The organism is Dyella flava, assembly GCF_016904955.1.
GTDB classification, from domain to species: domain Bacteria; phylum Pseudomonadota; class Gammaproteobacteria; order Xanthomonadales; family Rhodanobacteraceae; genus Dyella_B; species Dyella_B flava.
In genome coordinates, this window is sequence record NZ_JADIKE010000036.1 from 21,728 (window position 1) to 37,222 (window position 15,495).

14 protein-coding genes are annotated in these 15,495 nt (G+C 59.5%); 8 read left to right on the forward strand and 6 right to left on the reverse strand.

The window, feature by feature from the left end; translation table 11 throughout:
- Positions 1 to 2: 2 nt before the first annotated feature.
- The 7 genes from ISP19_RS11600 to ISP19_RS11630 all read left to right on the forward strand — a co-directional run bounded on the left by ISP19_RS11600 (position 3) and on the right by ISP19_RS11630 (position 8,423).
- Complete coding sequence (locus ISP19_RS11600; RefSeq protein ID WP_204682245.1) at positions 3 to 731, forward strand: fumarylacetoacetate hydrolase family protein; 729 nt, start codon at positions 3 to 5, stop codon at positions 729 to 731.
- Positions 728 to 1,990, forward strand: a complete 1,263-nt coding sequence (locus ISP19_RS11605) for an aromatic ring-hydroxylating dioxygenase subunit alpha (protein WP_204682248.1) — start codon at positions 728 to 730, stop codon at positions 1,988 to 1,990. Before ISP19_RS11600 ends, ISP19_RS11605 begins: the two co-directional genes overlap by 4 nt.
- Positions 1,987 to 2,463 carry an aromatic-ring-hydroxylating dioxygenase subunit beta gene (locus tag ISP19_RS11610; RefSeq protein WP_204682250.1) on the forward strand — a complete coding sequence of 159 codons (477 nt, stop codon included), beginning with the start codon at positions 1,987 to 1,989 and terminating at the stop codon, positions 2,461 to 2,463. Before ISP19_RS11605 ends, ISP19_RS11610 begins: the two co-directional genes overlap by 4 nt.
- Positions 2,464 to 2,465: 2 nt before the next feature.
- Complete coding sequence (locus tag ISP19_RS11615) at positions 2,466 to 2,792, forward strand: non-heme iron oxygenase ferredoxin subunit (protein ID WP_204682252.1); 327 nt, start codon at positions 2,466 to 2,468, stop codon at positions 2,790 to 2,792.
- Positions 2,793 to 2,829: 37 nt separating this feature from the next.
- Positions 2,830 to 3,894, forward strand: a complete 1,065-nt coding sequence (locus tag ISP19_RS11620) for a maleylacetate reductase (protein ID WP_204682254.1) — start codon at positions 2,830 to 2,832, stop codon at positions 3,892 to 3,894.
- A gap of 541 nt (positions 3,895 to 4,435) precedes the next feature.
- Positions 4,436 to 7,495 (forward strand): sensor histidine kinase, encoded by a 3,060-nt coding sequence (locus tag ISP19_RS11625; RefSeq protein ID WP_204682256.1) that lies wholly within the window; start codon positions 4,436 to 4,438, stop codon positions 7,493 to 7,495.
- Positions 7,496 to 7,814: 319 nt separating this feature from the next.
- A complete protein-coding gene (locus ISP19_RS11630; protein ID WP_204682870.1) occupies positions 7,815 to 8,423 on the forward strand; it encodes a response regulator in 609 nt (202 codons plus the stop codon).
- Positions 8,424 to 8,432: 9 nt separating this feature from the next.
- Here the strand turns inward: ISP19_RS11630 and ISP19_RS21495 are convergent, their stop codons facing one another.
- Positions 8,433 to 9,350: an AraC family transcriptional regulator gene (locus ISP19_RS21495; RefSeq protein WP_204682258.1), complete on the reverse strand. Its 918-nt coding sequence runs from the start codon at positions 9,348 to 9,350 to the stop codon at positions 8,433 to 8,435.
- 280 nt (positions 9,351 to 9,630) lie between these two features.
- Here ISP19_RS21495 and ISP19_RS11640 point away from each other — a divergent pair, with 280 nt between their 5' ends.
- Complete coding sequence (locus ISP19_RS11640) at positions 9,631 to 9,930, forward strand: hypothetical protein (protein ID WP_204682260.1); 300 nt, start codon at positions 9,631 to 9,633, stop codon at positions 9,928 to 9,930.
- 24 nt (positions 9,931 to 9,954) lie between these two features.
- On the opposite strand, the gene glmS is transcribed toward ISP19_RS11640, so the two are convergent.
- The 5 genes from glmS to ISP19_RS11665 all read right to left on the reverse strand — a co-directional run bounded on the left by glmS (position 9,955) and on the right by ISP19_RS11665 (position 15,479).
- Positions 9,955 to 11,784: a glutamine--fructose-6-phosphate transaminase (isomerizing) gene (gene glmS / locus ISP19_RS11645; protein ID WP_204682262.1), complete on the reverse strand. Its 1,830-nt coding sequence runs from the start codon at positions 11,782 to 11,784 to the stop codon at positions 9,955 to 9,957.
- Positions 11,785 to 11,916: 132 nt separating this feature from the next.
- Entirely contained in the window at positions 11,917 to 13,287 is a 1,371-nt protein-coding gene (locus tag ISP19_RS11650) for a pyridoxal-phosphate dependent enzyme (RefSeq protein ID WP_204682264.1), read from the reverse strand.
- Positions 13,288 to 13,506: 219 nt separating this feature from the next.
- Positions 13,507 to 13,734, reverse strand: coding sequence for an HP1242/YdcH family protein (locus tag ISP19_RS11655; RefSeq protein WP_204682266.1), 228 nt, complete (start codon positions 13,732 to 13,734; stop codon positions 13,507 to 13,509).
- A 381-nt stretch (positions 13,735 to 14,115) separates the two neighbouring features.
- On the reverse strand, positions 14,116 to 14,751 hold the full coding sequence (locus tag ISP19_RS11660; RefSeq protein ID WP_239556753.1) for a hypothetical protein: 636 nt from the start codon (positions 14,749 to 14,751) through the stop codon (positions 14,116 to 14,118).
- Complete coding sequence (locus ISP19_RS11665) at positions 14,748 to 15,479, reverse strand: DUF4398 domain-containing protein (RefSeq protein ID WP_204682270.1); 732 nt, start codon at positions 15,477 to 15,479, stop codon at positions 14,748 to 14,750. The genes ISP19_RS11660 and ISP19_RS11665 overlap by 4 nt, the downstream gene beginning before the upstream one ends.
- Between the last annotated feature and the right edge of the window lie 16 nt (positions 15,480 to 15,495).

The following is a 15,495-nucleotide window of genomic DNA, read 5'->3' on the forward strand; positions in this document are numbered from 1 at the left end:
GTATGAAAATCGTCACCAACTTCGCCGTTTCACCTGCCCCGATTTATTCGCTGACCGTGCATGGCCGCGAGCAGCGCTTTCCGGTCAACCGCATCTTCTGTGTTGGACGCAACTACGCCGCGCATGCACGCGAAATGGGCAAGGATCCGGATCGGGACCCACCGTTCTTCTTCATGAAGCCGGCCAGCGCCACCGTGGACGCCGCGGACCCCACGTCGATCCCCTATCCGTCGAAGACCTCCAATTACCACTATGAGATCGAGCTGGTGGTGGCGATTGGCAAGGGTGGCTTTGAGATTCCGGTGGACCGCGCGCTTGAGCATGTATTTGGTTACGCCGTTGGTTTGGACATGACCCGACGGGACCTGCAGCTTGCCGCCCGCGACGCAGGGCGGCCCTGGGAGTTCGGCAAGAGCTTCAGCGATTCGGCGCCGATGGGTGCTTTGCATCCTGTTGAAGAAATCGGCCATCTGGACGCCGCGGCCATCGAGCTGACCGTCAACGGCGTGACGCGGCAAGCATCCGACATCGCAAAGCTTATCTGGTCGACCGCGGAATGCATCGCACACCTGTCGCTTTATGAAGCCCTGCGTCCCGGCGATCTGATCATGACCGGAACGCCCGAAGGTGTCGGCCCGGTGGTGACCGGCGACGTGATGCGCGGCCAGATCGACGGACTATCGGACGTGATCGTGACCGTGGTTCCGTACATCAAGGAGGCCGCGCCATGACGTCGACCGTATTCCCCGAGACCATCGAGTGGGAGAACGAAGGCACCAGCCGCATCCCGTTGATGGCGTACACCGACGAGGCGATCTACAGGAAGGAGCTGGAACGATTCTTCTACGGTAAGCATTGGTGCTATGTCGCACTGGAAGCGGAGATCCCGAACCCCGGCGACTTCGTTCGCACCTCGATTGGCGAGCGGTCCGTCATCGTGGTTCGCGGCAAGGACGGCAAGGTCAATGTGATCGAGAATGCATGCGCGCATCGCGGCATGGCATTCTGCAGGGCACGTAACGGCAACCAGAAAGACGGGTTTACCTGCCCGTACCACCAGTGGAATTACTCGCTGGAGGGCGATCTGCAGGGCGTTCCGTTCCGGCGCGGCGTGAAGCAGGACGGCAAGGTGCACGGCGGCATGCCGCCCGACTTCAGCATGCAGGACAACGGCCTGACCAAGCTGAAGGTCGCTACGCGCGGCGGGGTCATCTTTGCGTCTTTCGACCACGAGATCGAATCGTTCGAGGATTACCTGGGTCCGACGATCCTGCATTACTTCGACAGGACGTTTAACGGCCGCCAACTGAAAATTCTCGGCTATAACCGGCAGCGCATCCCGGGCAACTGGAAGCTGATGCAGGAAAACATCAAGGACTCGTATCACCCCGGTCTGCTGCATACGTGGTTCGTCACCTTCGGCATCTGGCGTGCCGACAACCACTCGGCGCTGAAGATGGATGCGCACCACCGGCACGCCGCGATGATCACCACGAGAGGCAATGCGCTCAAGGCGTCGGAAGTGTCGAAGGTTGCAAGCTTCAAGGAAGACATGCGGCTCAACGACGCCCGCATCCTGGATGTCGTGATGGAACCGTGGTGGGACGGTGCGACCACGGTGATGACGACCATTTTCCCGAGCGCCATCCTGCAGCAATCGGTCAACAGCCTCTCGATGCGACAGATCCAGCCAAACGGATTCGGCTCCTTCGATTTCGTCTGGACGCACTTCGCGTTCGAGGACGATTCCGAGGAGATGATCCAGCGACGACTGCGGCAAGCCAACCTGTTCGGACCGGCGGGCTTCGTTTCGGCCGATGATGGTGAAGTGATCGAATTTTCCCAGTCATCGTTCGAAACCAGGCCGTCTGAGCAGGCACTGGCCGTGCTGGGCGGACATGAGATCGGCGACACCGACCACATGGTGAGCGAAACGCTCATCCGCGGCATGTACCGCTACTGGCGCGAAGTCATGGAGGCATCGGAATGATGACGAACTTCAACGACTGGATGGCGCTCACCCGACTCTACGCGGACTATGCGAGCGCCGTGGACTCCGGCAACTGGAACCTGTGGCCGGAATTCTTCACCGAACAGTGCGTCTACCGTGTGCAGCCACGGGAAAACTTCGAGCGCGGATTTCCGCTGGCGACACTTGCCTTCGAAAGCAAACAGATGCTCGAGGATCGGGTCTACGGTATCCAGGAGACGCTGTTTCACGATCCGTACTATCAGCGGCACATAGTGAGCGCCCCACTTCTGCACAAGGTCGATGACGGCCGCATCTACAGCGAAGCCAACTACGTCGTGATCCGCACCAAGCTGAGCCAGCTGTCGACCGTGTTCAACGCGGGCCGCTATCTCGACGAAATCGTAGCGACGCCCGACGGGCTGAAGTTCGCCTCGCGCCTGGTGATCTACGACAGCGAGATGATTCCAAACTCCCTTATCTATCCGATCTGACCATGAATACCAACACAACTTCTTCGTGGCAGGACGCTATCGCAGTCGATGACGTGCCGGCCGATGATGTGGTCGGCGTGATCGTCGCCGGAAAGGATGTCGCCATCTACAGCGTGGACGGCGAGATCTTCGCCTCCAGCAACCTGTGCACGCACGGTAACGCCCGCCTTTGCGACGGCTTTCTTGAAGGCCACGAAATCGAATGCCCCTTGCATCAGGGAAAGTTCGACGTTCGCTCGGGCAAGCCGACTTGCGCCCCGGTGACCGAGGCTATCCGGACTTATCCCATCAAGATCGAGAACGGCCGCGTTTACGTCGCTTTTGAGTAGGCATGTGCTTCGCCCGGACACACACGAGAGGGTTTCGATGCCATCGCACTTTGATTTCTTCTGCCATTCGCCCACCGTCATGTTTGGTGCCGGCCGCGCGACCCAGGTGGCTGCACGACTGCGCGAACTGGGGCGCTCACGGGCGCTCGTCGTCACCACCGATTCGGGACAGCGGCGTTACGCGCCGGTGATCGAGTCGCTGCAGGACATGGCCAAGGCGAGCTTTGCCGGCGCGCAGCCACACTGCCCGATTGAGGTGGCGAATGCGGCGCTCGATGTGTTCCATCAACGAGCATGTGATGCCGTCATCACCATCGGCGGCGGTTCGACCATCGGCCTCGGCAAGTACATCGCGGTCGAAACCGGTGCGCCACATATCGCATTGCCGACTACGCTCTCGGGGTCGGAGATGACCCCGCTGTTCGGCGTGCTGGTGGACGGTGAAAAGCGCAATCGGCGCGAATCCAGGGCGCTGGCCAACACCGTCATTGTCGATCCGATGCTGGCGCAATCGCTACCGATCCGCGAGACCGCAACGACCGGCATGAATGCGCTCGCGCATTGCATCGAAGCACTCTATGTTCCCAAGAGCAATCCCCTGACCAGCCAGCTCGCGCTGACCGGGATCGACATGCTCTACCGCGCCCTGAAGCAACTGGCGATCGAGCCAAGCAGCCGGGAAGCCCGCACCCAGGCTGCCTATGGCGCAACGATTGGCGGCTTGATGGTCAACTCGGTGGGCATCGGCATGCATCACCGGATCTGCCACATACTGGGTGGGCGCTTCAAGCTACCTCACGGCGAGTCCAACTGCGTTGTGCTGCCGTATGTGCTGGCCTATAACGCGTCGGCAATCGCGGAAGCCTGCACGACGATGGAGTCGCTGATGGGCACTCATCCCGCCGTGGCGCTGCATCGGCTCGCGCGCGAGCTGCGGGTTCCCACCTCGCTACGTGAACTGGGCGTTCCGGCCGACAGTATCGCCGTTATAGCCGCCGAGTCTTTCCACCACATTGATCACAATCCGTTGCCTGTTGACGAGGCGGCTGTGTTGAAGTTGCTGCAAGCTGCATGGACTGGACAGGAGCCGTCCGTGATGTAAGCAAGCCGTTGCAAAGTGCGGAGGCCTATCCCCGCCTATGCGGGGATAGGCCTCTCGCGGAACGCGCCTCTTCTGTGGGATGGGGGATGGCAGAAGCGGCTCGTTCGTAAACAGCTCGTTGGATTGCATGTCCTGTCGTTGCATGCAACCCCTTCGCTATCGGTCCATGACCTTGCCTTGCTTAATGACTCGCCAGTCGATGGATGCACGACGCTGCGGGGCGTCCGGTACGGCACTTAGTTTGCCGTACCGCTCGCCATGGGTCTTGAGCAAAAGTGGCGACTTTTGTGCGAAATGCGCGGAAGCGCTGCCCTCCTCCCGGCATGCCATGCGTCTGCATACCCGGTTTACCCCCTCCAGCACTCGCAACGCCCTTGAAGCATGCGTTTGCACTTGATGACCAAGGACAGGTGAAATCTCTAAATCTTTGTAGTAAATGTTTGTAATACCTATGAGTTTCAGTCTGGCGTCGTGATCAGGGGCAAGCGTCGACACTTAACGGGCCGCTAACTACAACACGAAGACCCATTGGGAGTGGACGGTGGCGAATCGGATCCGGCTGGGTATGGTGTGCATGCTGTGCGAGGGATGGCTATGTGCTGTCGCCGCTATAACAGGAAGCACTGCGGCAGCTCATCCACCAAACAGCGAATCCGATGACTCCCATCGTGCGCTGCAACAGCGACTCGATCGTCCTTTAATCGACTTTTCCGACACGCTTTTCACCCCCCAGCAGGGGACCCCCACCGATATCGACCAAATCGCGCAGACACCAGACGGGTTCCTCTGGCTTGGTTGCGCGGAAGGGCTCGTACGATTCGATGGCGTCAATTTCGTCAGGGATTTCGGCACCACGCTGCCAAACCACGCCGTTTCCTCGATGTTCGTCGATAAAGATGGCGACTTGTGGGTGGGCTTTTTATACGGCGGCATCGTTCGCCTAAGCCACGGCAAGTTCGAGGCATTCGATGCGGGCCTGCCACCCGGGCACATCATTTGGTCAATCGTGCAGGATCAGCGCGGCGTTCTCTGGGCGACCTCCGGATTCGGGATCTATCGCCTGACAGGCCATAGATGGACCGAAGTGGGAAGCAACATAGGTCCGAGCACCCACTCCGTATACGGCCTGGCGGGGACGCTTAATGACGGCAGGCTGTGGGTCGCCAACAACAAGCGAATCTGGTTTCAAAAACCGGGCACCGATCAATTTGAGCAAGGCGACAAGGACACGTTGTGGAAATCGAAACTGGGCTTCGACTACACCAAGCTGCCGAAGGAATCGGCCGATGAGATCGAAAAAATCGTCGCGTCGCCGTCGGGCGTGGGCTTGCGCGCCGTTACGCTCGATGCGAGCGGGGCGCTGTGGTCCGCGTTTAAAGATCCATTCACGCGGTTCCGCTGGGTGACGTCCCCCGGCGGCAAAAAGGAATACGTGATGGAACCTTTGCCGCACGCCAACAACGCCATCTATACGCCGTTTGCGGATCGCGCGGGCAATATATGGCTTGGTGAAGTCGGTGGCCTTGAGCGACTAAGGCCCAATAAAGTGAACGTGCTCGCAGCACCGAACGACATCATCGGTGTGGAAATGAGTCCCGCCCCGGATGGCGCAATCTGGGTCGGTTCAAATCAGAATTATGGGGTTTATCAGATCAAGGGCGACTCAAGGGTCGCCTGGCCAGCCCTGGGCACGGGCTTGTCGGCCATAAACCTGGACAAGGCAGGAAATACCTGGTTTCTCAAAGCCACGCTGGATCCGGCCGAGGATGACATCCGCGTTTTGTCGAACGGAGTCATCAAGCGACTCTCCTATCCGGCGGGCGTCGCCGGCAGTACCACGATAGGTATCGTGGATGATCCCCTCGGGGGCCACCTGCTGGTGACATCAGTAGGCTTCTTCAGATTGAACGGCGACACATGGACACCTGGCTCAGGTCGGAGCGGACTGCCGAGCGATATGCCGAACCACGTCTATGAAGACGCAAACGGTCGAATCTGGTTGATGTACGCAGGCAACCGCCTGGCTGTAATCGACGGCGCACACGCTTTTACGTATACCGCTGCGGATGGCCTTGCTGTTGGAAACGTTTCCTCGGTGGATATCAAGCCCGATCATTTTTGGGTAGCTGGCGATGATGGTGTTGCGCGATGGGACGGCAAACGCTTTGTCGCGATCACGCTGGCGGGCAACATACCGTTGCGAAACGCAACGGGGGTAGTGGAAACCCCGCAAGGCGATCTTTGGGTAAACGCCGTAGCCGGTCTATACAAGATTTCCAGCGCCGAGCTCGACCGGGCGAAGGCCAACCGGGATTATCACGTCAACGCAAGCATGCTTGATCAAGATGACGGCTTGCAGGGTGGAACACAAAACCTGCAACACGGCCAATCGCTCCTGCAGGGCTCCGACGGCCGCCTGTGGGCCGCCCGGTCTGAAGGCGTTGCATGGATCGATCCATCGCGCATGATGATCAACCCAGTCGCACCTCAAGCCATCGTGCTGTCGATCAGCGCCGACGGACACGATGAGAGCATGGATGCCTTGTCGCTACCGGCTCTCACCCACGTTCTCCGCATTGCCTATACGGCCCCATCGTTGTCGATGCCGGAGCGCGTCACCTTCAAGTATCGACTGGATGGTGTTGACCAGGACTGGCAGGACGCAGGTACACGGCGAGAGGCCACCTATACCAATCTCAGATCAGGCAACTACCACTTCCATGTCATGGCGGCCAACGAGGATGGGATATGGGGCCAACAGGATGCCGTCATACGTTTTCACATCGCCCCCGCCTACTACCAGACCTGGTGGTTCATGGCCCTTTGCGTGATTGCGTCGGCGCTGCTTGCCTCGCTTCTTGTCGCATTCCGTATTCATCAACTACAAGCCAGGCTACGCTTGCAGCTCACTGCCAAGCAGGACGAGCGCGAGCGCATCGCGCGGGAGCTGCATGACACGCTCATGCAGGCCATGTATGCACTCGTACTGCAGGTGCAAACCTGGTCGGATAATAGACTTATCGATATCAAGCTTCGTGAAGACATGAGGCATGTCACCGACCTGACCAACAAAATGCTGACTGACGGCCGAGATCGCATCTTGGCATTGCGGGATTCATCGGAACTGGAATCCGATCTTGCGCGAATGTTGCGCGAAACCGGTGACGAATTATCTAGGCTCTTTTCCAGCAGATTTTCAATCAGAAAATACGGTAACAGCCTGGGTCTACGGTCAGACGTTTTGCACAACGCATTCGAAATTGGCCGGGAAAGCATCCGTAATGCGTTCCTTCACGCCGAAGCCGGCACCGTTACCGTCATCCTTCGCTTTGACAAGCGCAACTTGACGCTGGTTGTGTGTGATGACGGTATCGGCATCCCGGAGGACATCCTTGCTACCGGAGGCAGGGATGGTCATTGGGGGCTTGCCGGCATGCGCGAACGAGCACAGAGCATAGGAGGCAAGTTGAAGATTGCCCGTGGCAGTCATCGTGGCACGGAGGTGACATTTACCGTTCCAGCTCGCCACGCCTATGGCACGTTGACGGCTCGATTACGAAGGCATCTGCGTTGGAAACTCCGTCCAGGAGGCCCATCGTGATGGCCCTATCAAGCATTCAACTGGCGGTGTACCCGGAATTATTCAAGACTCGCCTGGTTAGTGCCAATTAGCAATAAGGCAGGCATCTGAGTTCGATAATCCTCATCAATTTTCACAAAATGTGCACGTATGTGACATAGATAACTCGTTGAGCCATATCGATTCCGCCTCCTATGGCACAACCTACCCGAAAGGGCTATTGCTCCGCCCTACCCCGTATACGATAGTTGCCCAAAACTCAATATCGGCCTGCATATCGCAGCCAACTTAAAGATGAGCAGAGCAACACGCCTTGGAGCAAGGTACGCACCCTATTCGAATTCTTATCGCTGACGACCATCCCATGATGCGCGATGGTCTGCGCAGTGCCATTACGCTTGAAACAGACATGGAAGTTGTCGGCGAAGCCATCGACGGCAACGAGGCCATTGCGTTATTCAAAACATTTCGGCCGGACGTTACGCTTATGGATCTGCAAATGCCGAATGTTGATGGCTTGCAGGCGATTACGGCCATTCGCCAATTCGCACCGGAAGCCTCGATTATCGTATTTACGGTATATCCCGGAGATGCTCGCGTTACGCAAGCACTAACACTGGGCGCGACATCTTATTTACTGAAATCCGCCAGCCGCCAGGACATCATCGTCGCCATACGCGCGGCGGCCGAAGGCCGGCAAATCATTGCCAAGGAAATCAGTGCCGATCTTGCAAATCACCGCGGCACTGCGGGGCTGACAGTGCGCGAACTGAGTGTCTTGCGGCTGGTCAAGTCAGGGATGAGCAATCGCGCCATTGCAGACTCACTGTTTGTGTCTGAGGACACCATCAAGTCGCACATGAAAAGCATCCTTTCGAAACTCGGTGCGTCGGATCGCACACATGCCGTGACCATCGCCGTCAAACGCGGGTTTCTCGATTCGCTATAAAAACAGGGACTAAGCCAACTGCGCACCGCGCGCTCGCCGGTAAGCACCCGGGCTGGCACCCATCCTGCGAGCAAAGATCCGCGTAAAGTGACTTTGGTCTGCGAATCCCGCCGCTAGCGCAACGTCCGCCAACGACAGCTCTTGATCATCAAGCAGTTCAACCGCGCGCTCTACACGCCGGGTCAATAACCATTGGTGTGGCGTAATACCCAAGCTCTTCTTGAAGGCGCGCACAAATGCGCTAGGTGATAAGCGGCAGGCGTCCGAGATCTTTGCCAACGAAACGCCTTCTACAAGATTCTCACTCATAAGCTCCTTCGCGGCCCGCTGTTGCCACGGCGCCAATCCACAGCGCCTCGCTACCAGGCCCCGGCGCACCCCGCCGTAAGTCAGCAGCAGGTGACCCCGCAGCGCGAGCAGCAAAGAATCGACCACCAGACCATAAGCACGACCGACACAACCGAAATAGGGAGCAAGTGATAAGCCTATGTTTCGTATGATGGCGTCGTCTGCAACCTGCCCTTGGCGGATGTCCAGCCTCTTGGGGATCTTCCATGAATCGCCATCATCCAGACCCGATAAGGATGCTCGCGGCACATGGAAGTAAATGGCATGAAACGGTTCGTCAAAATAAAGAGCCGGCCCCTGGGCAAGGTCATAGAAGCAACTGTTGCCGCCACTGATGGATGCCGAATGAGTCAAGCCATTCCGCAACCAGACCTCGTGATGACGTAAATTCTTTAGATGCAGCGCAATCAGGTAGGCGTCGTCATCACCGACGCGACCGGTAAGCCCGAGACGATAATTATCGATGCGAATTTCCGTCGCAGCGAGGCCAAACTCTCCTGGGCCTTCGCTGACTAGCGTAGGTGCATCATTCAGACCGAACGCGCGCGCCAACCGCGCCCCATAGGCACCCTCAACCACGATCGTAACCTCCACATTCGAGACGAAGGTCTAGCCATACCCCTGACTTCGCAAAGGCGAGTCTATGTTGAACTTACCGACAGCCGTGAGTAACCACTCAATAGGGTGAAATTAGATGGAACGTAAGCCGTGAGTAACCACACGCAACCTAATGCCATCTGCGGCCATCGATAATCCGGCGCCCCCCGAAATCGGGTAATAACTCCCAAAAAATGCAATACATGTGCGCAGGATATTTATAGCGTGATCTGCACGCCTATAACGACAAAGGTTATCCGCCATGCACGAGGACGTTCGCCTTTCCAGGGCGCTTGAACGCGTTATTCAAGCGCAACAGACTCTCGAAGAAGCCGAATTCTCTTCGTTTTTGGTATTCGAATCATGCCACTCCATGCTTGCACAAGCACTCGCGGAGTGGATGGGCGACAAGAAAAAGGCGGCCCATTGGATGATGATTCGCCGCAGCACTTTCCAGGGAAAGTCCGGTTTCGAATTAATCATTGAAGGCGATATCGACAGACTATGGGAGCACGTCAATGTCGCAACCGCCCTGCAATGCAGATCGTATAAGGCGTATTAATGCATCGAAACACCAATGCAATCGTTATTCCACCGTCACCGATTTCGCCAGGTTACGCGGCTGATCCACATCAGTACCGCGCAACACGGCAACGTGATACGCAAGCAACTGCAATGGCACGGTAAATACCGCCGGCGCGATGAACTCGCCGCCACCGTCGATACGCAGGATGGCGCCGCGCGTGGCATTGCCATCAATGTGCGCAGCAGTGTCGGCAAACACGATCAGCTCGCCGCCACGGGCGCGCACTTCCTGCAAATTGGACTTGAGCTTGTCGAGCAGCGGACCGTTCGGCGCGACCGCGATCACCGGCATGTCTTCGTCGACCAGGGCTAGCGGGCCGTGCTTGAGCTCGCCGGCCGGATAGGCTTCGGCGTGGATGTAGGAGATTTCCTTGAGCTTGAGCGAGCCTTCCAGCGCCACCGGATGATGCGCGCCACGACCGAGGAAAAGCGCGTGATTGCGATGCACGAAACGCTCGGCCAGCTCGATGATTTGCGGCTCCAGCTTCAAGGCATCGTCGATCGATCGTGGCAGATGCAGTAGTTGCGCGCACAGATCCTGATAACGCGCATCATCCATGCCGCGCTGTTTGGCCAGATGCAGCGTGAGCAGCGCCAGCGCGCTGAGCTGAGTCGTAAACGCCTTGGTGGACGCGACGCCGATTTCCGGGCCGGCACGGGTCATCAGCTTCAGGTCGGCTTCGCGCACCACCGATGATTCGGGTACGTTGCAGATGGCCAGCGTGCCGAGATAGCCACGGCGGCGTGATTCGCGCATCGCGGCCAGGGTATCGGCGGTTTCGCCGGATTGCGAAATGGCGATGAACAGCGTGCCTTCCGGCACCACTGCTTCGCGATAGCGGTATTCGCTGGCGACTTCCACGTTGACGGGCAGGCGCGCGTGTTCTTCGATCCAGTATTTGGCCACCATGCCGGCGTGGTAGCTGGTGCCGCAGGCGATGATGTGCAGGCCCTTCACCTTGGTCAGCAGTTCGTCGCCGCCGACGCCGAAGATATTGGGCAGCACGCCATTGGCATGGATGCGTGCTTCCAGGGTGTCGGCCACCGCGCGCGGTTGCTCGAAGATTTCTTTCTGCATGTAGTGGCGGTATTCGCCACGCTCTACCGCATCGGCGGAAAGTTCGCTCTCGTGCATGGCGCGTTCGGCGGGCTTGCCGTCGAGCGTGTAGATGTGCGCGCTTTCGCGAGTGATCTCCGCCACATCACCTTCATCGAGATAGATGATCTTGTTGGTGACCTGGACCAGCGCCTGCGCATCCGAACCAAGAAAGTGTTCGCCGATGCCCACGCCGATCAGCAGCGGCGCACCGCGACGCGCACCGACGACGCGACCCGGTTCATCGCGGCTGATCACCGCGATGGCATAAGCGCCGTCGAGCTCGCGTACCGTAGCAAGTACGGCTTCGCGCAGGCTCATGCCCTTGTCGAGGTTGACGTCGACCAGTGCGGCCATCACTTCCGTATCGGTTTCGGAAGCGAAGACATAGCCCTTGCTTTGCAGCTCCACACGCAGGCTTGCGTAGTTTTCGATGATGCCGTTATGCACCAGGGTCACGCGGCCGACCATGTGGGGATGCGCGTTGACTTCGCTGGGTACGCCATGCGTGGCCCAGCGCGTATGCGCGATACCGGTACCGCCCGGGAAGGGTTCGGCCAGATACAGGGCTTCCATCTCGCGCACCTTGCCCTTGGCGCGCACGCGGTGGACCTGCCCGCCTTCCAGCACGGCCAGACCGGCCGAATCGTAACCGCGGTATTCCAGGGCCTTGAGTCCGGCGATCAGCAGCGGTGCTACATCACGTTGAGCGGCGGCGGCGACGATTCCACACATGGTGATTCCTTAACGACAGCGATGCAAAACGGCGACTGTGCCGGCCTGCCGTTTCGACAGGCTTTCTTGCCACGGGTTCCGGAGCAAGCCCGGGCGTTTGCACCCTTACTGCTCGCCCCTGGCTCCCTGCCCTCAATGCACTTTGCGGCGCAGGTAATTCAACAGGTCGATGCGCGTGATCAAACCCAGGAACTGCTCCCCATCCATCACGATGGCGACGTGGCCGCGGTCGAACACCGGCAGCAGGGACTGGATCGGCGAGCGCACATCCAGTATTTGCAGGTCGCTGATCATGGCCGTGGCCACCGAGTCACGGAAGCGCGCTTCGTCGGCATGCACATGCATGAGCACATCCGATTCGTCGAGGATGCCGACCAGGCGACTGCCATCCATGACCGGCAACTGCGATACGTCGTACAGCTTCATGCGCGTGTAGGCGGTCATCAACAGTTCCTTCGGCCCCACCACCACGGTGTCGCGCTGGGCGAACGGACGCAGCAGCAGATCACGCAGGTCACCGTGCTGCTCGCGTTCGATAAAGCCGTTATCGAGCATCCAGTAGTCGTTGTACATCTTTGACAGGTACTTGTTGCCGGTGTCGCAGACCAGGGTGACCACGCGCTTGGGCTCGGTCTGTTCGCGGCAATACTTCAACGCGGCGGAAAGCAGGGTGCCGGTGGAAGAGCCGCCCAGCACACCTTCTTTCGCCAGCAATTCGCGTGCAGCCAGGAAGCTTTCCTTGTCGGAAATCGCATAGGCTTTTTTGACGCGGGTGAAGTCGCTGATGGTGGGCAGGAAGTCTTCGCCGATGCCTTCGACCATCCAACTGCCGGACTTGGTCGAGAGCACGCCTTCGTTGATGTATTGCGCGAGGATGGAGCCGACCGGATCGGCCAGCACCAGTTCGGTGCTCGGCGAAGCTTCGGCAAAATATTTGGAAAGACCGCTGAGCGTGCCGGAGGAGCCGCAACCCACCACGATCGCGTCGACCTTGCCGTCCATCTGCCGGAGGATTTCCGGTCCGGTGGTTTCGATGTGCGCCTTGGGGTTGTCCGGGTTGCCGAACTGGTTGATGAAATACGCGCCGGGTGTTTCGCGCGCGATGCGCTCGGCCATGTCCTGGTAATACTCCGGATGACCCTTGGCGACATCGGAACGCGTCAGCACCACTTCGGCGCCCATGGCCTTGAGATTGAAGATCTTCTCGCGGCTCATCTTGTCCGGCACCACCAGGACCAGGCGATAGCCCTTGGCCTGCGCCACCAGCGCCAGCCCCAGACCGGTATTGCCGGCGGTGCCTTCCACCAGCGTCGCGCCGGGCTTGATCTTGCCGGCTTTTTCCGCCCCCTCGATCATCGAAAGGCCAATGCGGTCCTTGATTGAACCGCCCGGATTGGCGCTTTCCAGCTTCAGGAATAGCTCGCAATGCCCGGTATCCAGGCGCTGGGCCCGCACCATGGGGGTGTTCCCGATCAGCTCGAGGACGCTTGCGTTGACCGTCATGAAAACTCCGTGCTTGAGGTCTGTGGTGCGATATGAAGCGTAATCATAACGGGAATGGGGGTAGCGGTAGGTGGGCCGGTCAGGGATGAGGGGCCAGTGGTGACGGCGCATGCTCGTAGTCTCACGTCTGTGCGCGAACCTGCGCCCTCGCCCCCATAAAACGCCAACGGCCCCGGCAGCTTCCGCTGCGGGGCCGTGTGTCATGTCAAAACCAGCAGATCAGTTGATGTGATGCGTCCGGCTGTCCCACATGCGCTGCAGCTTCTCCTTCGCGTACAACTTCTCTTTCTTCATCCCTAAAAGTGTCACATCGTCAATGGGAAGCACGCCGATTTCGGCATCGTGCACCTTGCTGTCGAGTTCCTTGTGATGTTGGTAAAGCCGACGAAACTCTGCATCGGCCTTCATAAAGGCTTCGACAGCATCACGCTGCTGATCTTCGAACATGATTCAACCTCCTCGCGGTAAGACTGCGGGCGCAATGACGAGCGTCCGCGAACAGAAGTGAATCGCACGCATAACTACGTCCCAGGCCCTTGATACAGGACACGGGTGCGGGAAGTAGGAGGGGTATGCGCATGATTCAGTCGGTAAGCCGCGACGGCATTGGGGCCGCGGCGACTTCGACCCTACTCCCGGTCGCAGGGGGGCACAAGGGCCCCTCGGGAAGCCGCATGGGAGCGTGGCTGGTAGTCAAAAACCTGTAAAACGGGGTGTTTTACGTCGGGCCGGTTTCAGCTTGCCGCCCGCGGCCAGAGTGCTTGCCCACACTGGCCGGCCCTCCCGCTCCTCCCCGCGTACCTCTTAGCGGAGAGGGCGAGAAAGTGCTCAGTTACCGCCGGGTTGCTGCGCCGGCTGGCTGTCCTGCAGTGCCTTGGCGGCCTGGGCAGCCTTGGTGGCGAGCGCAGCCTGACGCTTGGCGGCCTGGGCAAGCCGGGATTGGGCCGCAGCCAGCTTGCGCGCCTGGTCTGCCTCGGCCTGGGCCTGGGCGGCCTGGGCGGCAGCTTCCTGACCCTGTGCCTGCAGGCGTGCGGTTTCCTGCTGCGCCAGCTGGTATTGCATGCGCTGGATATCGAGCTGCTGCTGCGCGGAGTTGGCGTCGATGCGGCTGCGGTCGAGCTGCAGCTGGGCGTTGTCCTGATCCAGCTGATTGAGCTGGCGCTGCGCAACCTGCAACTCCGCCTCGGCCCTGGCCTGATCGACCCGGCGTTCGGCGATATACAGCGCATGCGGCCGCTCTCGCGAGCCGGACTGGACCAGCTGGCTGATGGCCTCGCGCGCCAGCGCCTGGTCGGCCTGCGCGTAGGTGCCCAGGGTCGGATCGCTGGCCAGCTGATTCAAGCTATTGTTCAATCGGTCGACATCTATGTCGTCCTTGTGCGCCTGAACGCCCGCACTGGCCAATACCGCCAACAAAGAAACGGCAGTGATCGACAGATACTTCATGGAAACGGGCTTTTTCATGGCTGGCCTCCTTGGTTCTGCTGGCCAGAATCAGGCACGGTCTGGAAACCGCCCTGCCCCTGCTGCTGGGTGGGTTGCTGCTGCGTGGGCTGCGGATTCGGGTTGCCGAGTACCGAGGACGACGGCGCGGGCATGTCCTGCTGCACCGGCGCCTGGGCCGGAAGCGCCGGGGCGCTGGATGCCGGCACGGGCGAGGTGGCCGACGAAGCCGGGTTGCCGCCGTTGTCGTCCGAATTGTCCGGATTGTCGCCAGCGGCCTGCTGCTGCATGGAGGCCTGCTGCGCGGCCAGCTGAGCCTTCTGCTGCTGGTAATGCTGATCGTTCTCGGACTGCGCTTCGGCGTTCTGCGCGCGCAACTGACTGTTTGCGTCCGTTTTGGACTGAATTTGGGCACGCGCCGCGGCCAGCATGGCCTTGGTGCGCGCAAGCGTGGCGTCAGCCCGCGACTCATCGGCCAGGTCGGCGGCCTGCGCATATTTGCGGTCAGCCATCGCTACCTGCGCCTGCTGGAACTTGTCCTGGGCGAAGCCGAAATCGACCGGATCGTAGGTATCCGCCCCCGCATCGCGAGCGGACTGCAGCTGCGCCTGGGCCTGATTCATCGCGCTATCCGGCGGGGGAACGCTGGCGCAGCCGCCAAGACTTAACGACACTGCCAACAACAACGCCGGAACCACCGCACGGGTACGCCCCTTGCGTACCTGTAACGGGGAAAATGTGTGCACCATCACTCATTCCTCTCGG

Bases quoted from the DNA above. Each gene is read 5' to 3' on its own strand.
- ISP19_RS11600 (WP_204682245.1), top strand. From the start codon at position 3: ATGAAAATCGTCACCAACTTCGCCGTTTCACCTGCCCCGATTTATTCG.
- ISP19_RS11605 (WP_204682248.1), top strand. From the start codon at position 728: ATGACGTCGACCGTATTCCCCGAGACCATCGAGTGGGAGAACGAAGGC.
- ISP19_RS11610 (WP_204682250.1), top strand. From the start codon at position 1,987: ATGATGACGAACTTCAACGACTGGATGGCGCTCACCCGACTCTACGCG.
- ISP19_RS11615 (WP_204682252.1), top strand. From the start codon at position 2,466: ATGAATACCAACACAACTTCTTCGTGGCAGGACGCTATCGCAGTCGAT.
- ISP19_RS11620 (WP_204682254.1), top strand. From the start codon at position 2,830: ATGCCATCGCACTTTGATTTCTTCTGCCATTCGCCCACCGTCATGTTT.
- ISP19_RS11640 (WP_204682260.1), top strand. From the start codon at position 9,631: ATGCACGAGGACGTTCGCCTTTCCAGGGCGCTTGAACGCGTTATTCAA.
- glmS (WP_204682262.1), bottom strand. From the start codon at position 11,784: ATGTGTGGAATCGTCGCCGCCGCCGCTCAACGTGATGTAGCACCGCTG.
- ISP19_RS11650 (WP_204682264.1), bottom strand. From the start codon at position 13,287: ATGACGGTCAACGCAAGCGTCCTCGAGCTGATCGGGAACACCCCCATG.
- ISP19_RS11655 (WP_204682266.1), bottom strand. From the start codon at position 13,734: ATGTTCGAAGATCAGCAGCGTGATGCTGTCGAAGCCTTTATGAAGGCC.
- ISP19_RS11660 (WP_239556753.1), bottom strand. From the start codon at position 14,751: ATGAAAAAGCCCGTTTCCATGAAGTATCTGTCGATCACTGCCGTTTCT.
- ISP19_RS11665 (WP_204682270.1), bottom strand. From the start codon at position 15,479: ATGGTGCACACATTTTCCCCGTTACAGGTACGCAAGGGGCGTACCCGT.